This is a genomic window from Streptomyces sp. M41, from assembly GCF_043673425.1.
Taxonomy (GTDB): Bacteria; Actinomycetota; Actinomycetes; order Streptomycetales; family Streptomycetaceae; genus Streptomyces.
In genome coordinates this window covers 54,074-72,466 of record NZ_JBIMKE010000007.1, presented here as the reverse complement: position 1 = coordinate 72,466, position 18,393 = coordinate 54,074, and the positions used below count along the sequence as shown (strand labels likewise).

Below are 18,393 nucleotides of genomic sequence, written 5' to 3'. Positions count from 1 at the left end.
CTGACCGCAATTTTTGCAGGTCAGGATGTGTCGGGCCAGTTCTCGATCTCTGTAGTGCGCTGACTGGACGCTGCTGTCGGTGACGGTCTGTCAGTTAGCGGTCGGGAGTCGTTCGTGGTCGCCGGAAGCGCTGCTGCCGCAAAGTATCGACCCTGTGGCCGCGGAGGTCACGCGGTGGAGCCACCGGCCGACCGTGTCGCCGCCACGCTCTTGGTCGGTCCCTGCCGAACGCCACAAATTACTGATGGGTAGCGTGCGGGGCGCGAGGGAATGGTTGCCTGAGACAACCCGCACCTGTTTCAGTGGCCGTACCCGTACCCGTACCCGTGCCTGGGTCAGTAGCCCGTACCTGTTTCGGTAGCTCGAAGGGGCTCCGCCGGACCGACTGTTGAGGATGGACGATGACGACAGCCGAACCCCGTGAATCCGCGCCTCAGGGCCCTGTCGTACGCACCGCGGCCGGTGCGGTGCGCGGGTGCCGGGCGGACGGCCTCGACGTCTTCCGGGGCATTCCGTTCGCCGAACCCCCGGTGGGGGCGGCCCGGTTCGGGGCACCGCGGCCCGCGCGGGCCTGGGACGGGGTCCGGGAGGCGTATGTGTTCGGCCCGCCGCCCCCGCAGGAGGCGATCTTCCAGGGCATGCGGGGCGCACTCGACGCGCCCACGGGCGACGACTGGCTCACCCTCAACGTCTGGACGCCCGAGGCGGACCCGGAGTCCCGCCGCCCCGTGATGGTGTGGATCTACGGCGGTGCCTACAAGCTCGGCCACGCCGGCAGCCCCGGGTACGACGCTCAGCACCTCGCGCGGGCCGGTGATCTGGTCGTCGTCACCTTCAACTACCGCGTCGGCATCGAGGGGTTCGCACGGATCGACGGGGCGCCGGCGAACCGGGGCCTGCTGGACCAGGTCGCCGCGCTGGAATGGGTGCGGGAGAACATCACGGCGTTCGGCGGGGACCCCGGGCAGATCACGGTCTTCGGGGAGTCGGCGGGAGCCGGGTCCATCGCCGCGCTGCTCGCCATGCCGAGCGCCCACGGCCTGTTCCGGCGGGCGATCACGCAGAGCGTGCCCGGCACGTTCTTCTCCGACGAGCTCGCCCGGGACATCGCCACCGAGATCGCGTCGGGGGCGGGGCTGCCCCCGACGGCAGCCGCCCTCTCGACCGTCGACCCCCGTCGACTCACCTCGGCCGGCGAGGCGTTGAGCGCGCGGATGCGGCAGTACGAGGACAGATGGGGTCGGGCCGCCCCCGCGGTCACGCCCTTCTCGCCGGTCGTCGACGGCGAGGTGCTGCCGTGCACGCCCTGGCCGGCGCTTCAGGCGGGTGCCGCGAGCGAGGTGGAGCTGCTCGTCGGGCACAACCGCGACGAGTGGCGGCTGTTCCTCGTCATGGCCGGCGGGCCGGAGCGGATCGACGAGGAGCGGGCGGCGTGGGCGCTGCGGACGTTCGGACCGGGCCCGGACGGCGAACGGGCCTACCGCACGGCCTTCCCGGACGCCGGCCCGAGCGAGCTGTACGAACGCGTGCAGACCGATTGGCTCTTCAACCGGCCCTCCCTGAACCTGGCCGAGGCACAGGTGGCGGGCGGCGGCCGGGCCCATGTCTACGAACTGACCTGGCCGGCACCGGGCTACGGCGGCCTGCTCGGCGCCTGCCACGGCCTGGACATCCCCCTGCTGTTCGGCACATACGAAGCGGACCTCGGCCAACTTCTCTTCGCGGGGACCGGCGTCCCCGCGGAGGCCGAGGCGCTGGGCGCCCTGTTCCGGACCTCGTGGACGGCGTTCGCCCGGACCGGGGACCCGGGCTGGCCGGCGTACGACACCGTGAGCCGGCCGACGCAGGTGCTGGACGTGGAGCCGGCGGTGCGGCCGTACCCGGAGGAGGTCTCGCGTCGGCTGTGGGAGGGGCAGGAATTCCCCGCGCTGCCCCTGCTGAAGTAGTAACGGGCGCCACCCGGTGCGGGCCCCCACCGGTCAGGGCTGGTCCGTCCCCGTCCCCGTCCCGGGGCCTCCGAGTGCCCCGAGGATGCGCTCGGCGGCCAGCGTCGGCGTCAACTCGCCGTCCCTGACCCGCTGTTCCAGCACCGGCGCGAGAGCCCGTACCGCCGGATCGGCGTGCAGACGGCCCAGGAGCTCGTCGCGGACCATGCTCCAGGTCCAGTCGACCTGCTGATCACGCCGCTTGGCGGCGAGGCGGCCGGTCGAGTCCAGCAGGGTGCGATGCTGTTCGAGGCGCTCCCAGACCGTGTCCAGGCCGGTCGACTGCCGTGCGCTGCAACTCAGCACGGGCGGCGTCCACGCCGCGTCCCTGCCGTGCATCAGCCGCAGCGCGCCCGCCAGTTCACGCGCGGCGGCGCGGGCGTCGCCCTCGTGCGGGCCGTCCGCCTTGTTGACGGCGATCACGTCGGCCAGCTCCAGGACACCCTTCTTGATGCCCTGCAACTGGTCGCCGGTGCGGGCCAGGGTGAGCAGCAGGAAGGAGTCGACCATGTTCGCCACCGCGGTCTCGGACTGGCCGACGCCGACCGTCTCCACCAGGATCACGTCGTAGCCGGCCGCCTCCATCACCACGATCGACTCCCGGGTCGCCTTGGCGACCCCGCCGAGCGTGCCCGCCGTGGGGGAGGGGCGGACGAACGCCGCCGGGTCCACGGCCAGGCGTTCCATCCGGGTCTTGTCACCGAGGATCGAGCCGCCGGTACGGCTGGAGGACGGGTCGACGGCGAGGACGGCGACCCGGTGCCCGAGCGAGGTCAGCATCGTGCCGAACGCGTCGATGAACGTCGACTTGCCGACGCCCGGCACCCCGCTGACGCCGATCCGCCGGGCCCGGCCGCTGTGCGGGAGCAGCTCGGTCAGCAGCTCCTGAGCCAGTGACCGGTGCTGGGGCCGGGTCGACTCGACGAGCGTGATAGCACGGGCGATGACCGCCCGCTTGCCGTCGAGCACGCCCTTCGCATACGCGTCGACATCGATCACAGGTCGTGCCCGAGGTCCGTCGACAGGCGCTCGACCAGGTCGTACGCCGCGTCCGGGATGACCGTGCCGGGCGGGAAGACGGCCGCCGCGCCCATCTCCAGGAGCGTCGGCACATCCTGCGGCGGGATCACCCCGCCGACCACGATCATGATGTCCTCGCGCCCCTCCTCGGCCAGCGCCTCGCGCAGCGCCGGGACGAGCGTGAGGTGCCCGGCCGCCAGCGACGACACCCCGACGATGTGCACGTCCGCCTCCACGGCCTGACGGGCGACCTCGGCCGGCGTCTGGAACAGCGGGCCGACGTCGACGTCGAAGCCGAGGTCGGCGAAGGCCGTCGCGATGACCTTCTGGCCGCGGTCGTGGCCGTCCTGGCCCATCTTGGCGACCAGGATGCGCGGACGGCGGCCCTCGGCCTCGTCGAAGTTGTCGACCAGGGCGCGGGTGCGGTCCACCGAGGGGGACTCGCCTGCTTCGTTGCGGTACACACCGGAGATCGTACGGATCTGGCTCGCGTGCCGGCCGTACACCTTCTCCAGGGCGTCCGAGATCTCCCCGACGGTCGCCTTCGCGCGGGCCGCGCGCACCGCCAGCTCCAGCAGATTGCCCTCGCCGCCGGCGGCCCGGGTCAGCGCGTCCAGCGCGTCCTGGCAGGCGGTGTCGTCCCGCTCCTCGCGCAGCCTGCGCAGCTTGGCGATCTGCTGGGCCCGCACGGAGGAGTTGTCGACCTTGAGCACGTCGATCTGCTCGTCGCTGTCGACGCGGTACTTGTTGACGCCGATGACCGGCTGGCGGCCGGAGTCGATGCGGGCCTGGGTGCGGGCCGCGGCCTCCTCGATGCGCAACTTGGGGATGCCGGCGTCGATCGCCTTGGCCATGCCGCCCGCCGCCTCCACCTCCTGGATGTGCTGCCAGGCCCGGCGCGCGAGGTCGTACGTCAGTTTCTCCACATAGGCGCTGCCGCCCCACGGGTCGATGACCCGCGTCGTGCCCGACTCCTGCTGGATGAGCAGCTGGGTGTTGCGCGCGATGCGGGCCGAGAAGTCGGTGGGCAGCGCGAGCGCCTCGTCGAGGGCGTTGGTGTGCAGCGACTGCGTGTGGCCCTGCGTCGCCGCCATCGCCTCGACACAGGTACGCGTGACGTTGTTGAACACGTCCTGCGCGGTCAGCGACCAGCCCGACGTCTGCGAATGGGTACGCAGCGACAGGGACTTGCTGTTCCTCGGGTCGAACTGCTTGACCAGCTTCGCCCACAGCAGCCGGGCCGCGCGCAGCTTGGCGATCTCCATGAAGAAGTTCATGCCGATCGCCCAGAAGAACGACAGCCGGGGCGCGAACGCGTCCACGTCCAGGCCCGCCTCGCGGCCCGCCCGGATGTACTCCACGCCGTCCGCGAGGGTGTACGCCAGCTCCAGGTCGGCCGTCGCACCCGCCTCCTGGATGTGGTAGCCGGAGATGGAGATGGAGTTGTAGCGCGGCATCCGCTGCGAGGTGAACGCGAAGATGTCGGAGATGATCCGCATCGACGGCTTCGGCGGATAGATGTAGGTGTTGCGGACCATGAACTCCTTGAGGATGTCGTTCTGAATGGTCCCGGCCAGCTTCTCGGGCGCGACGCCCTGTTCCTCCGCCGCCACGATGTACAGCGCCAGCACCGGCAGCACGGCGCCGTTCATCGTCATCGACACGGTCATCTTGTCCAGCGGAATGCCGTCGAACAGCTGCCGCATGTCATAGATCGAGTCGATGGCCACGCCCGCCATGCCGACGTCGCCCGTCACCCGCGGATGGTCGCTGTCGTAGCCGCGGTGGGTGGGCAGGTCGAAGGCGACCGACAGGCCCTTCTGGCCGGCCGCGAGGTTACGGCGGTAGAAGGCGTTGGACTCCTCGGCCGTGGAGAATCCCGCGTACTGCCGGATCGTCCAGGGCTGGTTGACGTACATCGTCGGGTACGGCCCGCGCAGATACGGCGTCGCGCCCGGGTACGTGCCCAGGAAGTCCAGGCCCTCCAGGTCCTGGCCGGTGTAGAGCGGCTTGACCGGGATGCCTTCCGGGGTCTCCCAGAGCAGGTCGTCCCCGCCGGCCGCGTTCTTGACCGCCGTACGCCACTCGGCGCTGCCGCCGTCGGCGGTCGGGGTGCCCAGCTCGATCCCGGAGAAGTCGGGGACGGCAGGGCCGGAAGGGGCGGTCATCGGGACACTCCCATGCGGTCGAGGGTCGCGGACAGCACGGCCACGGCATCGCAGCCCGCGAAGACGTACGAGTCGACACCGGCGTACTGCCCGGGACGCCCGGCGAGGCACACCTGCGCGGCGCCGGCGGCCTTCAGCTGCGCGGCCACGGCCTGAGCCTGCTCCTCGTACAGCGCGTCGCTGGAGCACAGGCACGCCTCGGTGGCACCGCTCTCCTCGAAGGTGCCCTCGGTGACGGGCTCGATGCCGCCCGCCTGGAAGAGGTTCGAGGCGAAGGTGAGGCGCGCGGTGTGCGCGGCGGCCGGGCCCAGCGCGGCGAGGAAGATCCGGGGCCGGGAGCCGGTCGCGGCCAGGTGGGCGTCGGAGCGGGCACGCAGCTTTTCGTACGCCTCGTCGCGGCGGACGCGCGGCAGGCCGCCGGACGGCTGCTCGGGCGCGCTCGCGCGCTCGACCGGCTTCTCCGCCAGGTGCGGGAACTCGCTGACGCCGGTGATGGGTTCACGGCGCTTGGCGAGCTTGCCGCTGCGCGCCTCCCAGGTGGCGGCGAGGTCCTCGGCGAGGCGGCCGGAGCGCAGGGCCGCCGCCTGCCCGCCGAGCCGCTCGATGCGCTGGAAGAACTCCCAGCCCGCCTGCGCGAGTTCGTCGGTGAGCCGCTCCACATACCAGGAGCCGCCCGCGGGGTCGATGACCCGGGCCAGATGCGACTCCTCGATCAGGATCGTCGAAGTGTTGCGGGCGATGCGCCGCGCGAACGCGTCCGGCAGACCGAGCGCGTGGTCGAAGGGCAGCACGGTGACCGAGTCGGCGCCGCCCGCCCCCGCGGCCAGCGTCGCGATCGTCGCGCGCAGCATGTTCACCCACGGGTCGCGGCGCGTCATCATCACCGGCGACGTCACGACGTGCTGACGCTGCGCACCCGCGGCCGGGGCGCCGCAGACCTCGGCCACCCTGGCCCACAGCCTGCGCGCGGCCCGCAGCTTGGCGATCGTCAGGAACTGGTCGGCGGTCGCCGCGTACCGGAACTCCAGCTGGGCGCAGGCCTGTTCGACGCTCAGCCCCGCCTCGGTCAGCTCCCGCAGATACGCGACACCGGTCGCCAGCGAGCAGCCCAGCTCCTGGGCCGCCGAGCCGCCGGCCTCGTGGTACGGCAGCGCGTCCACGGTCAGTGCCCGCAGCCCCGGGTACTCCTCGGCGCACAGCCGCGCCAGGGAGGCCGGTGCCGCGAAGTCGTCCGCCATCGCCTGCCCGGTGCGGGCCTCGAAGCCGAGCGGATCGGCGCCGAGGTTGCCGCGCGCCGCGTCCTTGGCGACACCGCGCTCCTCGTACAGCCGCAGCAGCGCACGGGCGGCGGACTCGACCTCACGGCCGGCGTCGAGGACGACGGGTGCCAGGTCGAGATAGACGCCCTCCAGGGCGGCGGCCAGCGACGGCACCGGGATGCCGCTCTCGCCGACGGCCAGCCACAGCGAGGTGACGCCGTTCTCCAGGTCCGCGAGGATCGCGCCGCCGTCGCCGGATGTGTGCCGTTGACGTACGTCCCAGCCGCCGACGGTGTTTCCCTCCGCACGGCTGCCGCGTACAAAGGGCGCGAATCCGGGCAGGCCCGGTTCGGGCGCGGTGTCGTGCGCGGTGTACAGAGGCCGGGTGCGCAACCCGTCCTCGAGCGCGGTGGACAGGGCTTCCTCGGCCTCGGCGCCCTCGACGTCCTTGCCCGACTTGCGCAGCACGCCCGCAACGAGGCGCTGCCACTGCTCGTGGGTCACGTCAGGGAACTCGGCGGCCAGCTCAAGCCCGTCGTCAGGCAGGACCGTCATGCTCGGATGCTAGGCCACGAGCGCAAAGGAGCAGCAGAGGGCAGGGCTGTGACCTTGCCCTCTCCGACATTGTGACCTGGCCCTCGTCGTGTCGATCTTGACCGGCGACCGGCGACCGGCGACCGGCGACCGGCGACCGGCGACCGGCGACCGGCGACCGGCGACCGGCGACCGGCCTCGACCCGGGTCCTCTTCCCGGACCCGCCATCACGGTTCCCGGGACCCGCCGCGAAGAGGGCCGCGAGCGATTGACATCGTGTCACTTCCGCGAGGTCAGAATGCTGAGCGCGTTGGCGGTGACGATCGCGCCGATGCCGGCCCACTCCGGGCCGCCCAGGGTCTGCCCCAGACCGATCCAGCCGACGGTGGCGGCGAGGACCGGGTTGACGCTCATGAACAGGCCGAAGGCCCGCGCCGGGACGTGTCGCAGGGTGAACAGGTCCACGAGGTAGGGCACGGCCGAGGAGAGGACGCCCGCGGCGACCGCGCAGGCGACGGCACCGGCCGTCGGGGGGTGCCGTACGGCGACGGCGATGCCGACCGGCAGGAACATCACCGCCGACAGACCGGCCGCGACGGCCGCGCCCTGGGCGCCGGGGACCCGCAGGCCGACGGTGCGGTTGAGCAGGATGTACGACGCCCAGCACACGGCGGCCAGCAGGCCCAGGGCCATCCCGAGAGGGTCGGCCGAGGGCTGCGGGCGCATCAGGGTGACGACACCGGCCCCGGCGATCAGCGCACAGCCGATGTCGACGCGGCGGCGGGAGCCGGCCAGGGCGACGGCGAGCGGGCCGAGGAACTCCAGGGTCACCGCGAGGCCCAGGCCGATGCGGTCGATCGCCGAGTACAGCGAGAGGTTCATGGTGCCGAACACCACGGCCAGCGAGGCGACCGGCCACCACTGGCGCCACGTGAACGAACGCAGCCTGGGCCGGCCGACGGCCAGCAGGACAAGGGCGGCGACGTACTGGCGCACGGCGACGACACCGACCGGGCCGAGGACGGGGAAGGCGAGGGAACCGATCGCGGCGCCGGTCTGGTTGGACAGACCGCTGCCGATCATCGTCGCCACCGCGGCGAGGCGCCCGCCGGTCGGCTCGGCGGGTGCGGGGTGGGCCGCGGGGGCGGGTACCGGGGCGGACACAAGTGCGGACTCAGGTGCGGGTCGCAGACGCATGCGCCGATGCTGAGGCCGGCCGATCTTTGCGCAAAATGCGCTGGGGTCTCCATCTATACGCTGGACGCATGGACAGGGATGCGGATGTGGAGCTGAGGCAGCTGCGCTGTCTCGTCGCGATCGTCGACGAGGGCACCTTCACCGATGCCGCCATCGCCCTCGGCGTCTCCCAGGCGGCCGTGTCCCGCTCCCTGGCCTCGCTCGAACGCGCCCTGGGAGTAAGGCTGTTGCGGCGGACCTCGCGCGAGGTGTCCCCCACGGCGACCGGACTGCGCGTCCTGGCCCACGCCCGGCGGGTGCTCGGCGAGGTGGACGACCTCGTGAGGGAGGCCCGCTCCGGGCACGACCGGCTGCGGATGGGCTACGCCTGGGCGGCTCTGGGCCGGCACACCCCGGCCCTCCAGCGTCGCTGGGCCGCCGCGCACCCCGGCACCGAACTCCAGCTCGTGCGGGTCAACTCGGCCACCGCCGGTCTCGCGGAGGGCGCCTGTGACCTGTCCGTCGTCCGCAGACCCGTCGACGGCCGGCGGTTCGACTCCGCCATCGTCGGGCTGGAGCGACGGCTGTGTGCCGTGGCCGCCGACGACCCGCTGGCCCGGCGGCGCGCGATCCGGCTGGCCGACCTCAGCGGCCGTACCCTCCTCGTCGACCGCCGTACCGGAACCACCACCACCGAACTGTGGCCGCCCGACGCGCGTCCGGCGACCGAGGAGACCCACGACGTCGACGACTGGCTCACGGTGATCTCCACCGGCCGCTGCGTCGGCGTGACCGCCGAGGCCACCGCCAACCAGTACCCGCGCCCCGGCGTCGTCTACCGGCCCGTACGCGACGCGGAGCCCATCCCCGTACGGCTGGCCTGGTGGCGCGACGACCCGCCGCCGGCCACCCAGGCGACGATCGAGCTGCTCAGCGCGTTGTACCGGGGGGACTGAGGGACCGTCCTGCCGTCAGGCTTGATCCCATGCCCTCCCCTCCTCGGGCCGTTACCGTGGCAAGGGGGCGGGACGGGTCGGCTTCGCTGAGGCCGAGGGGACGTGGAGGAGCTACCGGTGGAGAGCCAGGGGCGGGCCGGGCAGGCTCGTGTGCGGCTGCCGCAGCTGAGGCTGGACGAGCTGCTGGAGGAGTTGCAGGCCCGGCTCGACGCGGCCCGCGGCACCCGCGACCGGGTGCACAGCCTGCTGGAGGCGGTGCTCTCGGTCGGCCGGGAGCTGGACCTGGAGCAGGCGCTGCGCGGCATCGTGGAGGCCGCGGCCGTGCTGGTCGACGCCCGGTACGCGGCCCTCGGCGTGATCGGCTCCGACGGGGAGCGGCTGTCCGCCTTCCACACGGTCGGCGTCGACGAGGAGCAGATCGCCAGGATCGGCCACTTTCCGCAGGGCCACGGCATCCTGGGCGAGCTGATCCGCCACCCCGAGCCGCTGCGGCTGTCGAAGATCTCCGAGCACCCCGCCTCGTACGGCTTCCCGGCGCACCATCCGCCCATGAGCACTTTCCTCGGCGTCCCGATCCGGGTCCGCGACCAGGTCTTCGGCAATCTGTACCTGACCGAGAAACGGGGCGGGGCGGAGTTCGACGAGGAGGACGAGTCGGTCCTGTCGACCCTCGCCGTCGCGGCCGGAGTGGCCATCGACAACGCCCGGCTGTACGAGGAGTCGCGGCTGCGGGAGCGCTGGCTTCAGGCCAACGCGGAACTCACCCGCCGCCTGATGTCCGGCAGCGAGCGCGGCGAGGCCATCGGCCTGATCGCCGAACGCGCCCGGGAGATCACCGGCGCGGCCCTCGCCGTGGTCGCCATGCCCCTGGAGGACACCGACGCGCTGGAGGTCGAGCTGGCCGTCGGACAGGGCGCCGAGGCACATCGCGGGCTCGTGCTGCCCGTGCACGGGAGTCTGATGGGTCAGGCGTTCGCCACCGCCACCCCGGTCACCAGCCCGGACGTCACCGTCGACGCGCGCGTGCCGTCCCCCTCGCCCCGGTTCGACGGACTCGGTGCCGCCGTGGCCGTGCCCATCGGGGCCGCGGACGGCGTACGCGGTGTCGTCCTGCTCGTGCGCGAGGCGGGGCACGCGTCGTTCTCCGAGAAGGAGACCGAGCCGCTGAGGGGCTTCGCCGCGCAGGCCGCGATCGCGATGGAACTGGCCGAGCGGCGCGGGGACGCGGCGCAGATCGCCGTGCTCCAGGACCGCGACCGGATCGCCCGCGACCTGCACGACCTCGCGATCCAGCGGCTGTTCGCGACGGGCATGACCTTGCAGAGCACCGGCCGTCTCATCGAGCACGAGGAGGCGTCGGAACGCGTGTCGCGGGCGGTGGACGACCTGGACGAGACGATCAAGATCATCCGGTCGACGATCTTCGGCCTGCGTGCCCGCGAGGGAGCCGCCGGAACCGGGCTGCGGGCGCGGGTCGTCCGGGTGGCCGGCGAGGCCGCGCCCGTCCTGGGGTTCGCGCCGGGCGTGCGCATGGAGGGCCTGGTGGACACCGACGTGCCGAGGGAGGTCGCCGACCATGTGGTGGCCGTGCTGTCCGAGGCCCTGACCAACATCGGCCGGCACGCCCGTGCCCGACACGCCGAGGTCGTCCTGAGCACCGACGGCCGTGAGGTGCGGCTGACCGTGTCCGACGACGGCGTGGGCATCACCCCCGGGGGGCGCCGCAGCGGCCTGGCCAACATGACCGAACGGGCCCGGCAGCTGGGCGGCGAACTGAAGCTGCTCACCCCCGAGCGCGGCGGCACCACCCTGGTGTGGCGGGTGCCGCTGGCGGCGGCGGAGCGCTGAGGAGGCAGGCAGACCCGCCCGCCGAGCACCCGGGCGGCCCTCCCACCCTGCTGCCGCCCCGTGTGCGTGCGACGGTGGAGGAAGACCCCGCGCCGCACCACCCGCGGCGCGACACAAGGGGGTGGGTGCCATGGAACCACTCTCGGCCACCGCCGCCGACGGCCCGGTCGGCATGACCCAGGATGACGAGCCGGGCCTGACGGGTACCCACCGGCGGACCCGGGCGGGAGGAACGGCGAGCGGAGGCGAGCAGGCTGTGCGGTGCGCGTTCGTGTCCGCGTACGCGGCCGGCGCCCGGACCCGACGCCTCGGCAGAACGCCTCCTCCCCGCGCCGGCCGGGTGCCGCCCAGGACGCCGCACCGCCCCGGCCACCCCGACCGTCCGGCCTCCGTCGCACCGCAGCAGGAGTGACCATGCGCCGACCCACCGGCCCCGCGACGGCCCCCGCCGCGCTCGCCCCGGTCCTGCGGGACATACACGCCGTCGTGTTCGACACCGACGGGGTGATCACCGACTCGGCCCGGGTGCACGCCGCCGCCTGGAAGACGGCGTTCGACGCCTTTCTGCGCGCCCACCCGCCCGACGACCCCGGCGAGCGCCGCCCGTTCGACGAGCGGGACGACTATCTGCGCCATGTGGACGGCAAGTCCCGCCTGGACGGCGCCGCCGCCTTTCTCGCCGCGCGCGGCATCGACGCCTCGCAGGAGACCGTGTCCGCCGTCGCGGCGGACAAGGAACGCCTCTTCACCGAGCGGCTGCGCAAGCACGGCGTCGAGGCGTATCCGGGGACCGTACGGCTGGTCCGGGCCCTGCGGGACGCCGGGGTGCCCCGCGCGGCGGCCTCCGCGTCCCGGCACGCCGGTGAGCTGCTGAGCCGGGCCGGAGTGCTGGACCTGTTCGACGTCCTCGTGGACGGCGGTGAGGCGGCCCGGCTCGGCCTCCCGGGCAAGCCGGAGCCCGATCTGTTCCTGGAGGCGGTCCGCCGGCTCGGCGCGCCCGCCGACCGGGCCGCTGTCGTCGAGGACGCCCTCGCGGGCGTGGAAGCGGGCCGGCGCGGCGGGTTCGCCCTGGTGGTCGGCGTCGACCGGGCGGCCGGCGCGGACACCGGGGCGCGGCTGTTGCGGCACGGCGCCGACATCGTCGTCCTGGATCTCGCGGAACTCTGTTCGGGAGGAGCGCCGAAGTGACGGGCTGGAGCTGGGAGTACGAGGGCTACAGGCCCGCCGACCAACGCCTGCGCGAATCGCTGTGCACTCTCGGCAACGGCTACTTCGCGACCCGCGGAGCGCTGCCCGAATGTGCTGCCGACGAGATTCACTACCCGGGGACCTATGTGGCCGGCATCTACAACCGGCTGACCTCCAAGGTGTCCGGCCGCCAGGTCGAGAACGAGGACATGGTCAACCTCCCGAACTGGCTGCCCCTGCGCTTCCGCCTCCCCGAAGGGCACTGGCTCACCCCGGACGACGCGACCGTGCTCGAACACCGGCAGATGCTGCACCTGTCCGCCGGGCTGCTGGAGCGCCGCACCCGCTACGACCTCGGCGACAAAAGGGTGCTGACGGTACGCCAGCAGCGCCTGGCACATATGGCCGACCCCCATATCGGGGCGCTGCGCACCGAGTTCACCGTCGAGGGGTTCTCCGGGCCGCTCGAGGTGGAGGCTGCTCTGGACGGCGGCGTCACCAACTCCGGCGTGCCGCGCTACCGGGACCTGGACGGCCGCCACCTCACCCATGTGCAGACCGGCACCGCGGATCCGGAGACCGTCTGGCTGCGCTGCCGTACCCGCACCTCGGACATCCGTATCGGCATGGCGGCCCGCCTCACGGCCGAGACGGCGGCCACGATCCACCACGAACGGCCCCGCGTGGTCCAGCGGTTGACCCTCGACCTGGCCCCCGGCCGCACCGCCACCGTCGACAAGACCGTGGCCCTGCACACCTCGCGCGACCCCGCCATCAGCGACCCGCTGCACGCCGCCGTCGACCGGGTGGGCCGCGTTCCCGGCTTCGACGACCTGGTCGAGTCCCACCTCACCGCCTGGGACCAGCTCTGGCGCCGCGCCGAACTCGACGTCCCCGGCGAGTCGGGCCGCATCCTGCGGCTGCACCTCTTCCACGTCCTGCAGACCCTCTCCCCGCACACCGCCGACCTCGACGTCGGCGTGCCCGCGCGCGGGATGCACGGCGAGGCCTACCGCGGCCATGTCTTCTGGGACGAACTCTTCGTCCTGCCCTACCTCAACCTGCACTTTCCCGAGGTCTCCCGCGCCCTGCTGCGCTACCGCCACCGACGACTCGAACAGGCCCGTACAGCGGCGATGAGGGCCGGCCGCCGGGGCGCGATGTACCCCTGGCAGAGCGGCAGCGACGGTCGAGAGGAGACCCAGCAGCTCCATCTCAACCCGCGCTCCGGGCGCTGGCTGCCCGACCACTCCCGGCTCCAGCACCATGTGGGCTCGGCGATCGCCTACAACGTGTGGCAGTACTGCGAGGCGAGCGGCGACATGGAGTTCCTGCACACCAAGGGCGCCGAGATGCTGCTCCGGATCGCCCGGTTCTGGGGTGACAAGGCCGTCTACGACGAGACCCTGGGCCGGCACCGCATCAAGGGCGTCGTCGGCCCGGACGAGTACCACGAGGCCTACCCGGACGCCGACCGGCCCGGGCTGGACGACAACGCCTACACGAACGTCACCGCCGCCTGGGTGCTCACCCGCACCCTGGAGCTGCTGGACACGCTCCCCGAACCCCGCCGCCGCGAACTCGTCGAACGCACCGGGCTGGACGGCGGCGAACTCGAACTGTGGGAGGACGTCTCCCGCACCCTGCACATCCCCTTCCACGACGACGTCATCAGCCAGTTCGAGGGCTACGGCAAGCTCGAGGAACTCGACTGGGAGGGCTACCGCGGGCGGTACGGCGACATCCGCCGACTGGACCGGATCCTGGAGGCCGAGGGCGACACCGTCAACCGCTACCAGGCATCCAAACAGGCCGACGTGCTGATGCTCGGCTACCTCTTCGCCCCCGCCGAACTACGGGGCCTCTTCCATCGGTTGGGGCTGCGCCTCGACGAGGAGACCTGGCAGCGCACCGTCGACTACTACCTGCACCGCACCAGCCACGGCTCCACCCTCAGCGGTCTGGTGCACGGCTGGGTGCTGGCCCGGGCGCGGCGGGCGGAGGCATGGAAGTTCTGCCAGGAGGCCCTCCAGGGCGACATCGCGGACGTCCAGGGCGGCACCACCGGCGAGGGCATCCACCTGGGCGCCATGGCGGGCACGCTCGACCTGGTCCAGCGGGGGCTGACCGGCCTGGAGACCCGGGGCGGCGCGCTGTGGCTCGACCCCGTGCCGCTGCCCGAGCTGTCCTCGTACGGGTTCGCCCTGCGCTATCAGGGCCACTGGGGTGTGCGGCTGCGCCTGGAGCGCGGAAAGCTGGAGATCGCCGTACCCTCCTCCGACGCGTCCCCGATCGAGGTACGTCTGCCGGGCCGCGTGGTGAGCGTCCAGCCCGGGCAGACGGCGAGGCTGGAGCTGCCGGACTGACCGGCGACCCACGGCGGGCGTCCCGGCCCGGCCTTCAGTCCCGGCCGGGTCTTCAGTCACGCCCGGTCTTCAGTCACGCCCGGTCTTCAGTCACGCCCGGTCTTCAGTCACGCCCGGTCTTCAGTCGTGCGGGACCACGGCGACCGGGCACGGCACATGGTGGAGGGCCGCGTGGGCGACCGGGCCGAGCTTCCAGGTCAGCTGCGACAGATGGAGTCTGCGGCCGACCACGGTCAGGCAGCCGTGGGCGGTCGCGGCCAGCAGGACGTGCGCGGCGGTGCCGGTGGCGACATGCTCGGCGACCGACACGTCCGGGAACTTGTCCCGCCACGGCGCCATGGTCTCGGCGAGCCGCGTCCGCTCCTCGGCCTCCGGGTCCGTACCGGCCGGGCCGGTCATCGAGCACACGGGCAGGGCACGCACCGCACGCAGTCGGGCACCGTGCGCCCCGGCCTCGGTGAACGCGAACTCCAGCAGCGGATCGGAGGCGGCTCCGGGCTCCTGCACCCCGACCACGACCTCGTCACGGTCCGCCGCCGCGGGATGGTCCCGGCCGGCCTCGACGGCGGGGTCGCCCGCCCGGACGGCGACGGCCGGGCAGGGCGCGAGGCCCAGCACGTGCAGGCTGATGGAACCGACCAGGAACCCCGCCACCGAATCGTGCCCGCGCGAGCCGAGCACCAGCATCGACGCGTTCTCGCCCCGTTCCAGCAGGACCTGGGCGGCCGGGGAGCGGACGAGCTCGGTGGTCAGGGACAGGGCAGGATGTCGTTGCAGCAGCTCGGCGGACGTACGGCCGAGCGCTTCCTCGCCGTAGTCCCGGCGGGCGTGCGCCTCCTGCCGGGAGGGCAGGTCCAGCGGCTGGGTGCACCACGAGTGGAGCAGCACCACGGGCAGGCGCCGGTCAGCCGCCTCCCGGGCGGCCCACCAGGCGGCCGTCACGCTCGCGGGTGAACCGTCGAGTCCGACGACGACTGGTCCGGACATGACGCACCTCCGATGTCGCGCGACACCGAGTACCCAGGACGCCGCGCTCGTCCTGCGCCCCCTTACAGCTTGCGAGCTCGGCGCCCGGGATACCAGGGCCGGATGGGTACCCGAGTGGCCCGTACGGCCCTGTGCGGGATCCGGTCGGCGGGGTGAGGCTGGGAGAACACGGTGCCGCCCTCGCCGCCCGCCGGGAGCCCGGCGGGGGACCTGCCCGGAAAGGGGAGCGCGATGAACGGCCCGGTTGTCGTAGGGGTGGACGGCTCGCCGTCGAGCCTGGCGGCCGTGGAGGTCGCCGCGCGTGAGGCCGGTCTGCGGGGCGTGGGCCTCCGGCTGGTGCACGCGTTCGGCTGGCCGGCCGCGCATGTGCCGCCGGGCGGCCGGCCCTGGCCGTCGGGCAGCGCCGGGATGCGCGAGCTGGTCGACGGCACCCTCGCCGAGGCCGAGCGGCGCGCACACGAGAGCGCGGCCGGGACCGAGATCATGCGCGATGTCGTCGTCGGCGAACCGGTGATGGTGCTGGAGATCGAGTCGCGCACGGCGTCGCTGGTGGTCGTCGGCAGCCGGGGCCTGAGCCGGTTCGGCGCCCTGCTGCTCGGCTCCACCGCCGGGCATCTCGCCGCCCACGCCGCCTGCCCGGTGCTGGTGGTGCGTGACCGGCCGAACCCGAGCGGGCCGGTCCTGCTGGCCGTGGACGGCTCGCCCGCGTCGAGGGGCGCCGTCGAGTTCGCCTTCGCCCAGGCGTCGCTGCACGGCACGGACCTGATCGCGCTGCACGCCTGGAACGCCCGGACCGACCGCGCCTACGACGGCCCCTCCGACCCGCCCTTCGTGACCTACGACGAGCACCGGCTGCGCGACGAGGAGCAGCGGGTGCTCGCCGAGGCGCTGGGCGGACTGGGGGAGCGGTACCCGGATGTCGACGTCCGCCGCAGCCTCGTGCGCGGCCGAGTCCGGCACACCCTCATCGAGGCGAGTGCCGACGCCGGTCTCGTCGTGGCCGGTGCCCGGGGCCGGGGCGGTTTCGCCGGCCTGCTGCTGGGCTCGGTCAGCCAGGCCCTGCTGCACCATGCGCGGTGCCCGGTCGCCGTCGTCAGGACGGGCAAGGAGTGACGGCGGCCGGGAACGGACGGACCTCATGTGCCGGCCGGGCCGCCGCCGCGCCCCGAGCCTTCGCCGAGGGGGTGGCAGCAGGGGGCGGGACGGCTTGCGGAGGAGTCCCGGTGGCTCGGCCGGGAGGCGGGCACCGCGATCTCACATGGGGGCCGCAGCAGCCGGGCCGACGCTCCGGCACCTGTGGAGTTCTGCGCCATGCAGGTCCGTGCCTCGGTCATGGCGGACCAGCGCGCCCGCCATTCGCGACCGGTACGCGGGCCGCACCGGAGACGATCATCACGTACGTGGGCAGCGGCGACCGGAACCGACCGGTGCGAGCCCCGGCAGCGACCCCCGCGACCTCCGCGCCCCCCACGACCCCCGGGGCCGCGGACCCGGCCCGGTCAGCGCGTGCCACCGCTGCCGTACGGCGCGTACAGATCCAGCAGCCGTGTCCGGGCCGCCTGCAACCGGTGTGCCACGACTCCACCCACCCAGCGGGCGACGCTCCGGCCGAACGCCGGATCCGCCTGGCACAGCGCGCGCACCGCGGTCGCGTCGAACTCGTACGCCCGCAGTGGGGAGGCCGCCTCGGCGCCCAGATGCCAGGTGTGCGGCGGATACAGCCACGACCAGCCGACCAGTTCGTTGTGCCCGAGGGACTCGATGACCACGGGGCGGCGGCCGGGCACCCGCATGTCCAGGTCGACCGTGCCGGTGCGGACGATCCAGAACCGGGCGGCCCGTCCGCCTTCCTCGAACAGCCGGGCACCCATCGGGAACGCCGCCTCACGGCCGATCCGCATCAACAGGTCCCGGTGCTGCGCGGGCAGCGCCCTCGGCATGCTCAGGGGCGCGGGAGCGTTCATGGGATGCCTCCGGATCGGGTGTGCGCGAGTGTCACCTCCAGCGTGCCCACCCGGCGGAGCCCGGACCATGGGCCACCCGGCCCCGGGCCGGGGACCAGTGGCCCCCACGTCGACGGCCTCGCGGGCTCAGAGGTCGGCCGCGTAATCCCTGACGAAAGTCTGCAGATCGCGCGGCGGACGCTGGTAGCCCGACGCCTTCGGACGTGCGGGAAGCTCCAGCACCGGGGGCAGCACATCCTCGTACGGCACCGAGTCCAGCAGATGGGCGATCATGTTCAGCCGGGCCCGGCGCTTGTCGTCGCTCTCGACGACGTACCAGGGCGCCTCGGCGATGTCGGTGTGCACCATCATCTCGTCCTTGGCCCGGGAGTACTCCTCCCAGTGGGTGATCGACTCCAGGTCCATCGGGGACAGCTTCCAGCGCCGCACGGGGTCCTCCAGACGCCGTCGGAAGCGCTCCTGCTGCTCCTCGTCGCTCACCGAGAACCAGTACTTGCGCAAAAGGATCCCGTCCTCCACCAGCATCCGCTCGAAAATCGGGCATTGACGCAGGAAGAGTTGGTACTCCTCCCTGGTGCAGAACCCCATGACATGCTCGACGCCGGCCCGGTTGTACCAGCTGCGGTCGAACAGCACGATCTCCCCGGCGGCCGGCAGATGCCCGATGTAACGCTGGAAGTACCACTGCGTCCGCTCCCGCTCGGTCGGCTTGGGCAGGGCCGCGATGCGCGCCACACGCGGGTTGAGGTGCTCGGTGACCCGTTTGATGGTGCCGCCCTTGCCCGCCGCGTCCCGTCCCTCGAAGACCACCACCAGCCGGGCGCCCTCCGCACGCACCCACTCCTGGAGTTTCGCCAACTCCATCTGCAGACGCAGCAGTTCCTTCTCGTACGTCTTGCGTGGCAGCTTCTCCGTCTTGTTGCCGGCCATGCCGCCTCCCG

14 protein-coding genes are annotated in these 18,393 nt (G+C 73.0%); 7 read left to right on the top strand and 7 right to left on the bottom strand.

The annotated features are described in order from the left end of the window. The first annotated feature begins 401 nt into the window (after positions 1–401). Positions 402–1,946, top strand: coding sequence for a carboxylesterase/lipase family protein (locus ACHBTE_RS12110; RefSeq protein ID WP_394723687.1), 1,545 nt, complete (start codon positions 402–404; stop codon positions 1,944–1,946). A 33-nt stretch (positions 1,947–1,979) separates the two neighbouring features. On the opposite strand, the gene meaB is transcribed toward ACHBTE_RS12110, so the two are convergent. From meaB to ACHBTE_RS12090, 4 genes are all read right to left on the bottom strand, one after another. Further along, positions 1,980–2,984: a methylmalonyl Co-A mutase-associated GTPase MeaB gene (gene meaB, locus ACHBTE_RS12105; protein WP_394723686.1), complete on the bottom strand. Its 1,005-nt coding sequence runs from the start codon at positions 2,982–2,984 to the stop codon at positions 1,980–1,982. After that, the gene (scpA, locus tag ACHBTE_RS12100) at positions 2,981–5,173 is read right to left on the bottom strand and encodes a methylmalonyl-CoA mutase (protein ID WP_394723685.1); all 2,193 of its coding nucleotides are present in this window, start codon (positions 5,171–5,173) and stop codon (positions 2,981–2,983) included. Before scpA ends, meaB begins: the two co-directional genes overlap by 4 nt. Further along, a complete protein-coding gene (locus tag ACHBTE_RS12095) occupies positions 5,170–6,987 on the bottom strand; it encodes a methylmalonyl-CoA mutase family protein (RefSeq protein ID WP_394723684.1) in 1,818 nt (605 codons plus the stop codon). The genes scpA and ACHBTE_RS12095 overlap by 4 nt, the downstream gene beginning before the upstream one ends. Positions 6,988–7,246: 259 nt before the next feature. Then, a complete protein-coding gene (locus tag ACHBTE_RS12090; protein WP_394723683.1) occupies positions 7,247–8,164 on the bottom strand; it encodes an EamA family transporter in 918 nt (305 codons plus the stop codon). Positions 8,165–8,232: 68 nt separating this feature from the next. On the opposite strand from ACHBTE_RS12090, the gene ACHBTE_RS12085 reads away from it, so the two are divergent. From ACHBTE_RS12085 to ACHBTE_RS12065, 5 genes are all read left to right on the top strand, one after another. Continuing rightward, positions 8,233–9,099: a LysR family transcriptional regulator gene (locus ACHBTE_RS12085; protein ID WP_394723682.1), complete on the top strand. Its 867-nt coding sequence runs from the start codon at positions 8,233–8,235 to the stop codon at positions 9,097–9,099. Positions 9,100–9,216: 117 nt separating this feature from the next. Continuing rightward, entirely contained in the window at positions 9,217–10,947 is a 1,731-nt protein-coding gene (locus ACHBTE_RS12080) for a GAF domain-containing protein (RefSeq protein ID WP_394723681.1), read from the top strand. A 130-nt stretch (positions 10,948–11,077) separates the two neighbouring features. Next, the gene (locus tag ACHBTE_RS12075; protein ID WP_394723680.1) at positions 11,078–11,359 is read left to right on the top strand and encodes a hypothetical protein; all 282 of its coding nucleotides are present in this window, start codon (positions 11,078–11,080) and stop codon (positions 11,357–11,359) included. Between the two features lie 2 nt (positions 11,360–11,361). Continuing rightward, complete coding sequence (locus ACHBTE_RS12070; protein ID WP_394723679.1) at positions 11,362–12,135, top strand: HAD family hydrolase; 774 nt, start codon at positions 11,362–11,364, stop codon at positions 12,133–12,135. Next, positions 12,132–14,501, top strand: coding sequence for a glycoside hydrolase family 65 protein (locus ACHBTE_RS12065; RefSeq protein ID WP_394723678.1), 2,370 nt, complete (start codon positions 12,132–12,134; stop codon positions 14,499–14,501). The genes ACHBTE_RS12070 and ACHBTE_RS12065 overlap by 4 nt, the downstream gene beginning before the upstream one ends. Positions 14,502–14,621: 120 nt before the next feature. Here the strand turns inward: ACHBTE_RS12065 and ACHBTE_RS12060 are convergent, their stop codons facing one another. Continuing rightward, positions 14,622–15,488 carry a universal stress protein gene (locus ACHBTE_RS12060; protein WP_394723677.1) on the bottom strand — a complete coding sequence of 289 codons (867 nt, stop codon included), beginning with the start codon at positions 15,486–15,488 and terminating at the stop codon, positions 14,622–14,624. 231 nt (positions 15,489–15,719) lie between these two features. Between ACHBTE_RS12060 and ACHBTE_RS12055 the strand changes: the two genes are divergently transcribed. Continuing rightward, on the top strand, positions 15,720–16,601 hold the full coding sequence (locus ACHBTE_RS12055) for a universal stress protein (protein ID WP_394723676.1): 882 nt from the start codon (positions 15,720–15,722) through the stop codon (positions 16,599–16,601). Positions 16,602–16,987: 386 nt separating this feature from the next. Here ACHBTE_RS12055 and ACHBTE_RS12050 read toward each other — a convergent pair whose 3' ends face one another. Both ACHBTE_RS12050 and ppk2 read right to left on the bottom strand, forming a co-directional pair. After that, the gene (locus tag ACHBTE_RS12050) at positions 16,988–17,452 is read right to left on the bottom strand and encodes a cyclic nucleotide-binding domain-containing protein (protein WP_394723675.1); all 465 of its coding nucleotides are present in this window, start codon (positions 17,450–17,452) and stop codon (positions 16,988–16,990) included. A gap of 126 nt (positions 17,453–17,578) precedes the next feature. After that, positions 17,579–18,382, bottom strand: a complete 804-nt coding sequence (gene ppk2 / locus ACHBTE_RS12045; protein WP_394723674.1) for a polyphosphate kinase 2 — start codon at positions 18,380–18,382, stop codon at positions 17,579–17,581. Positions 18,383–18,393 lie beyond the last annotated feature (11 nt).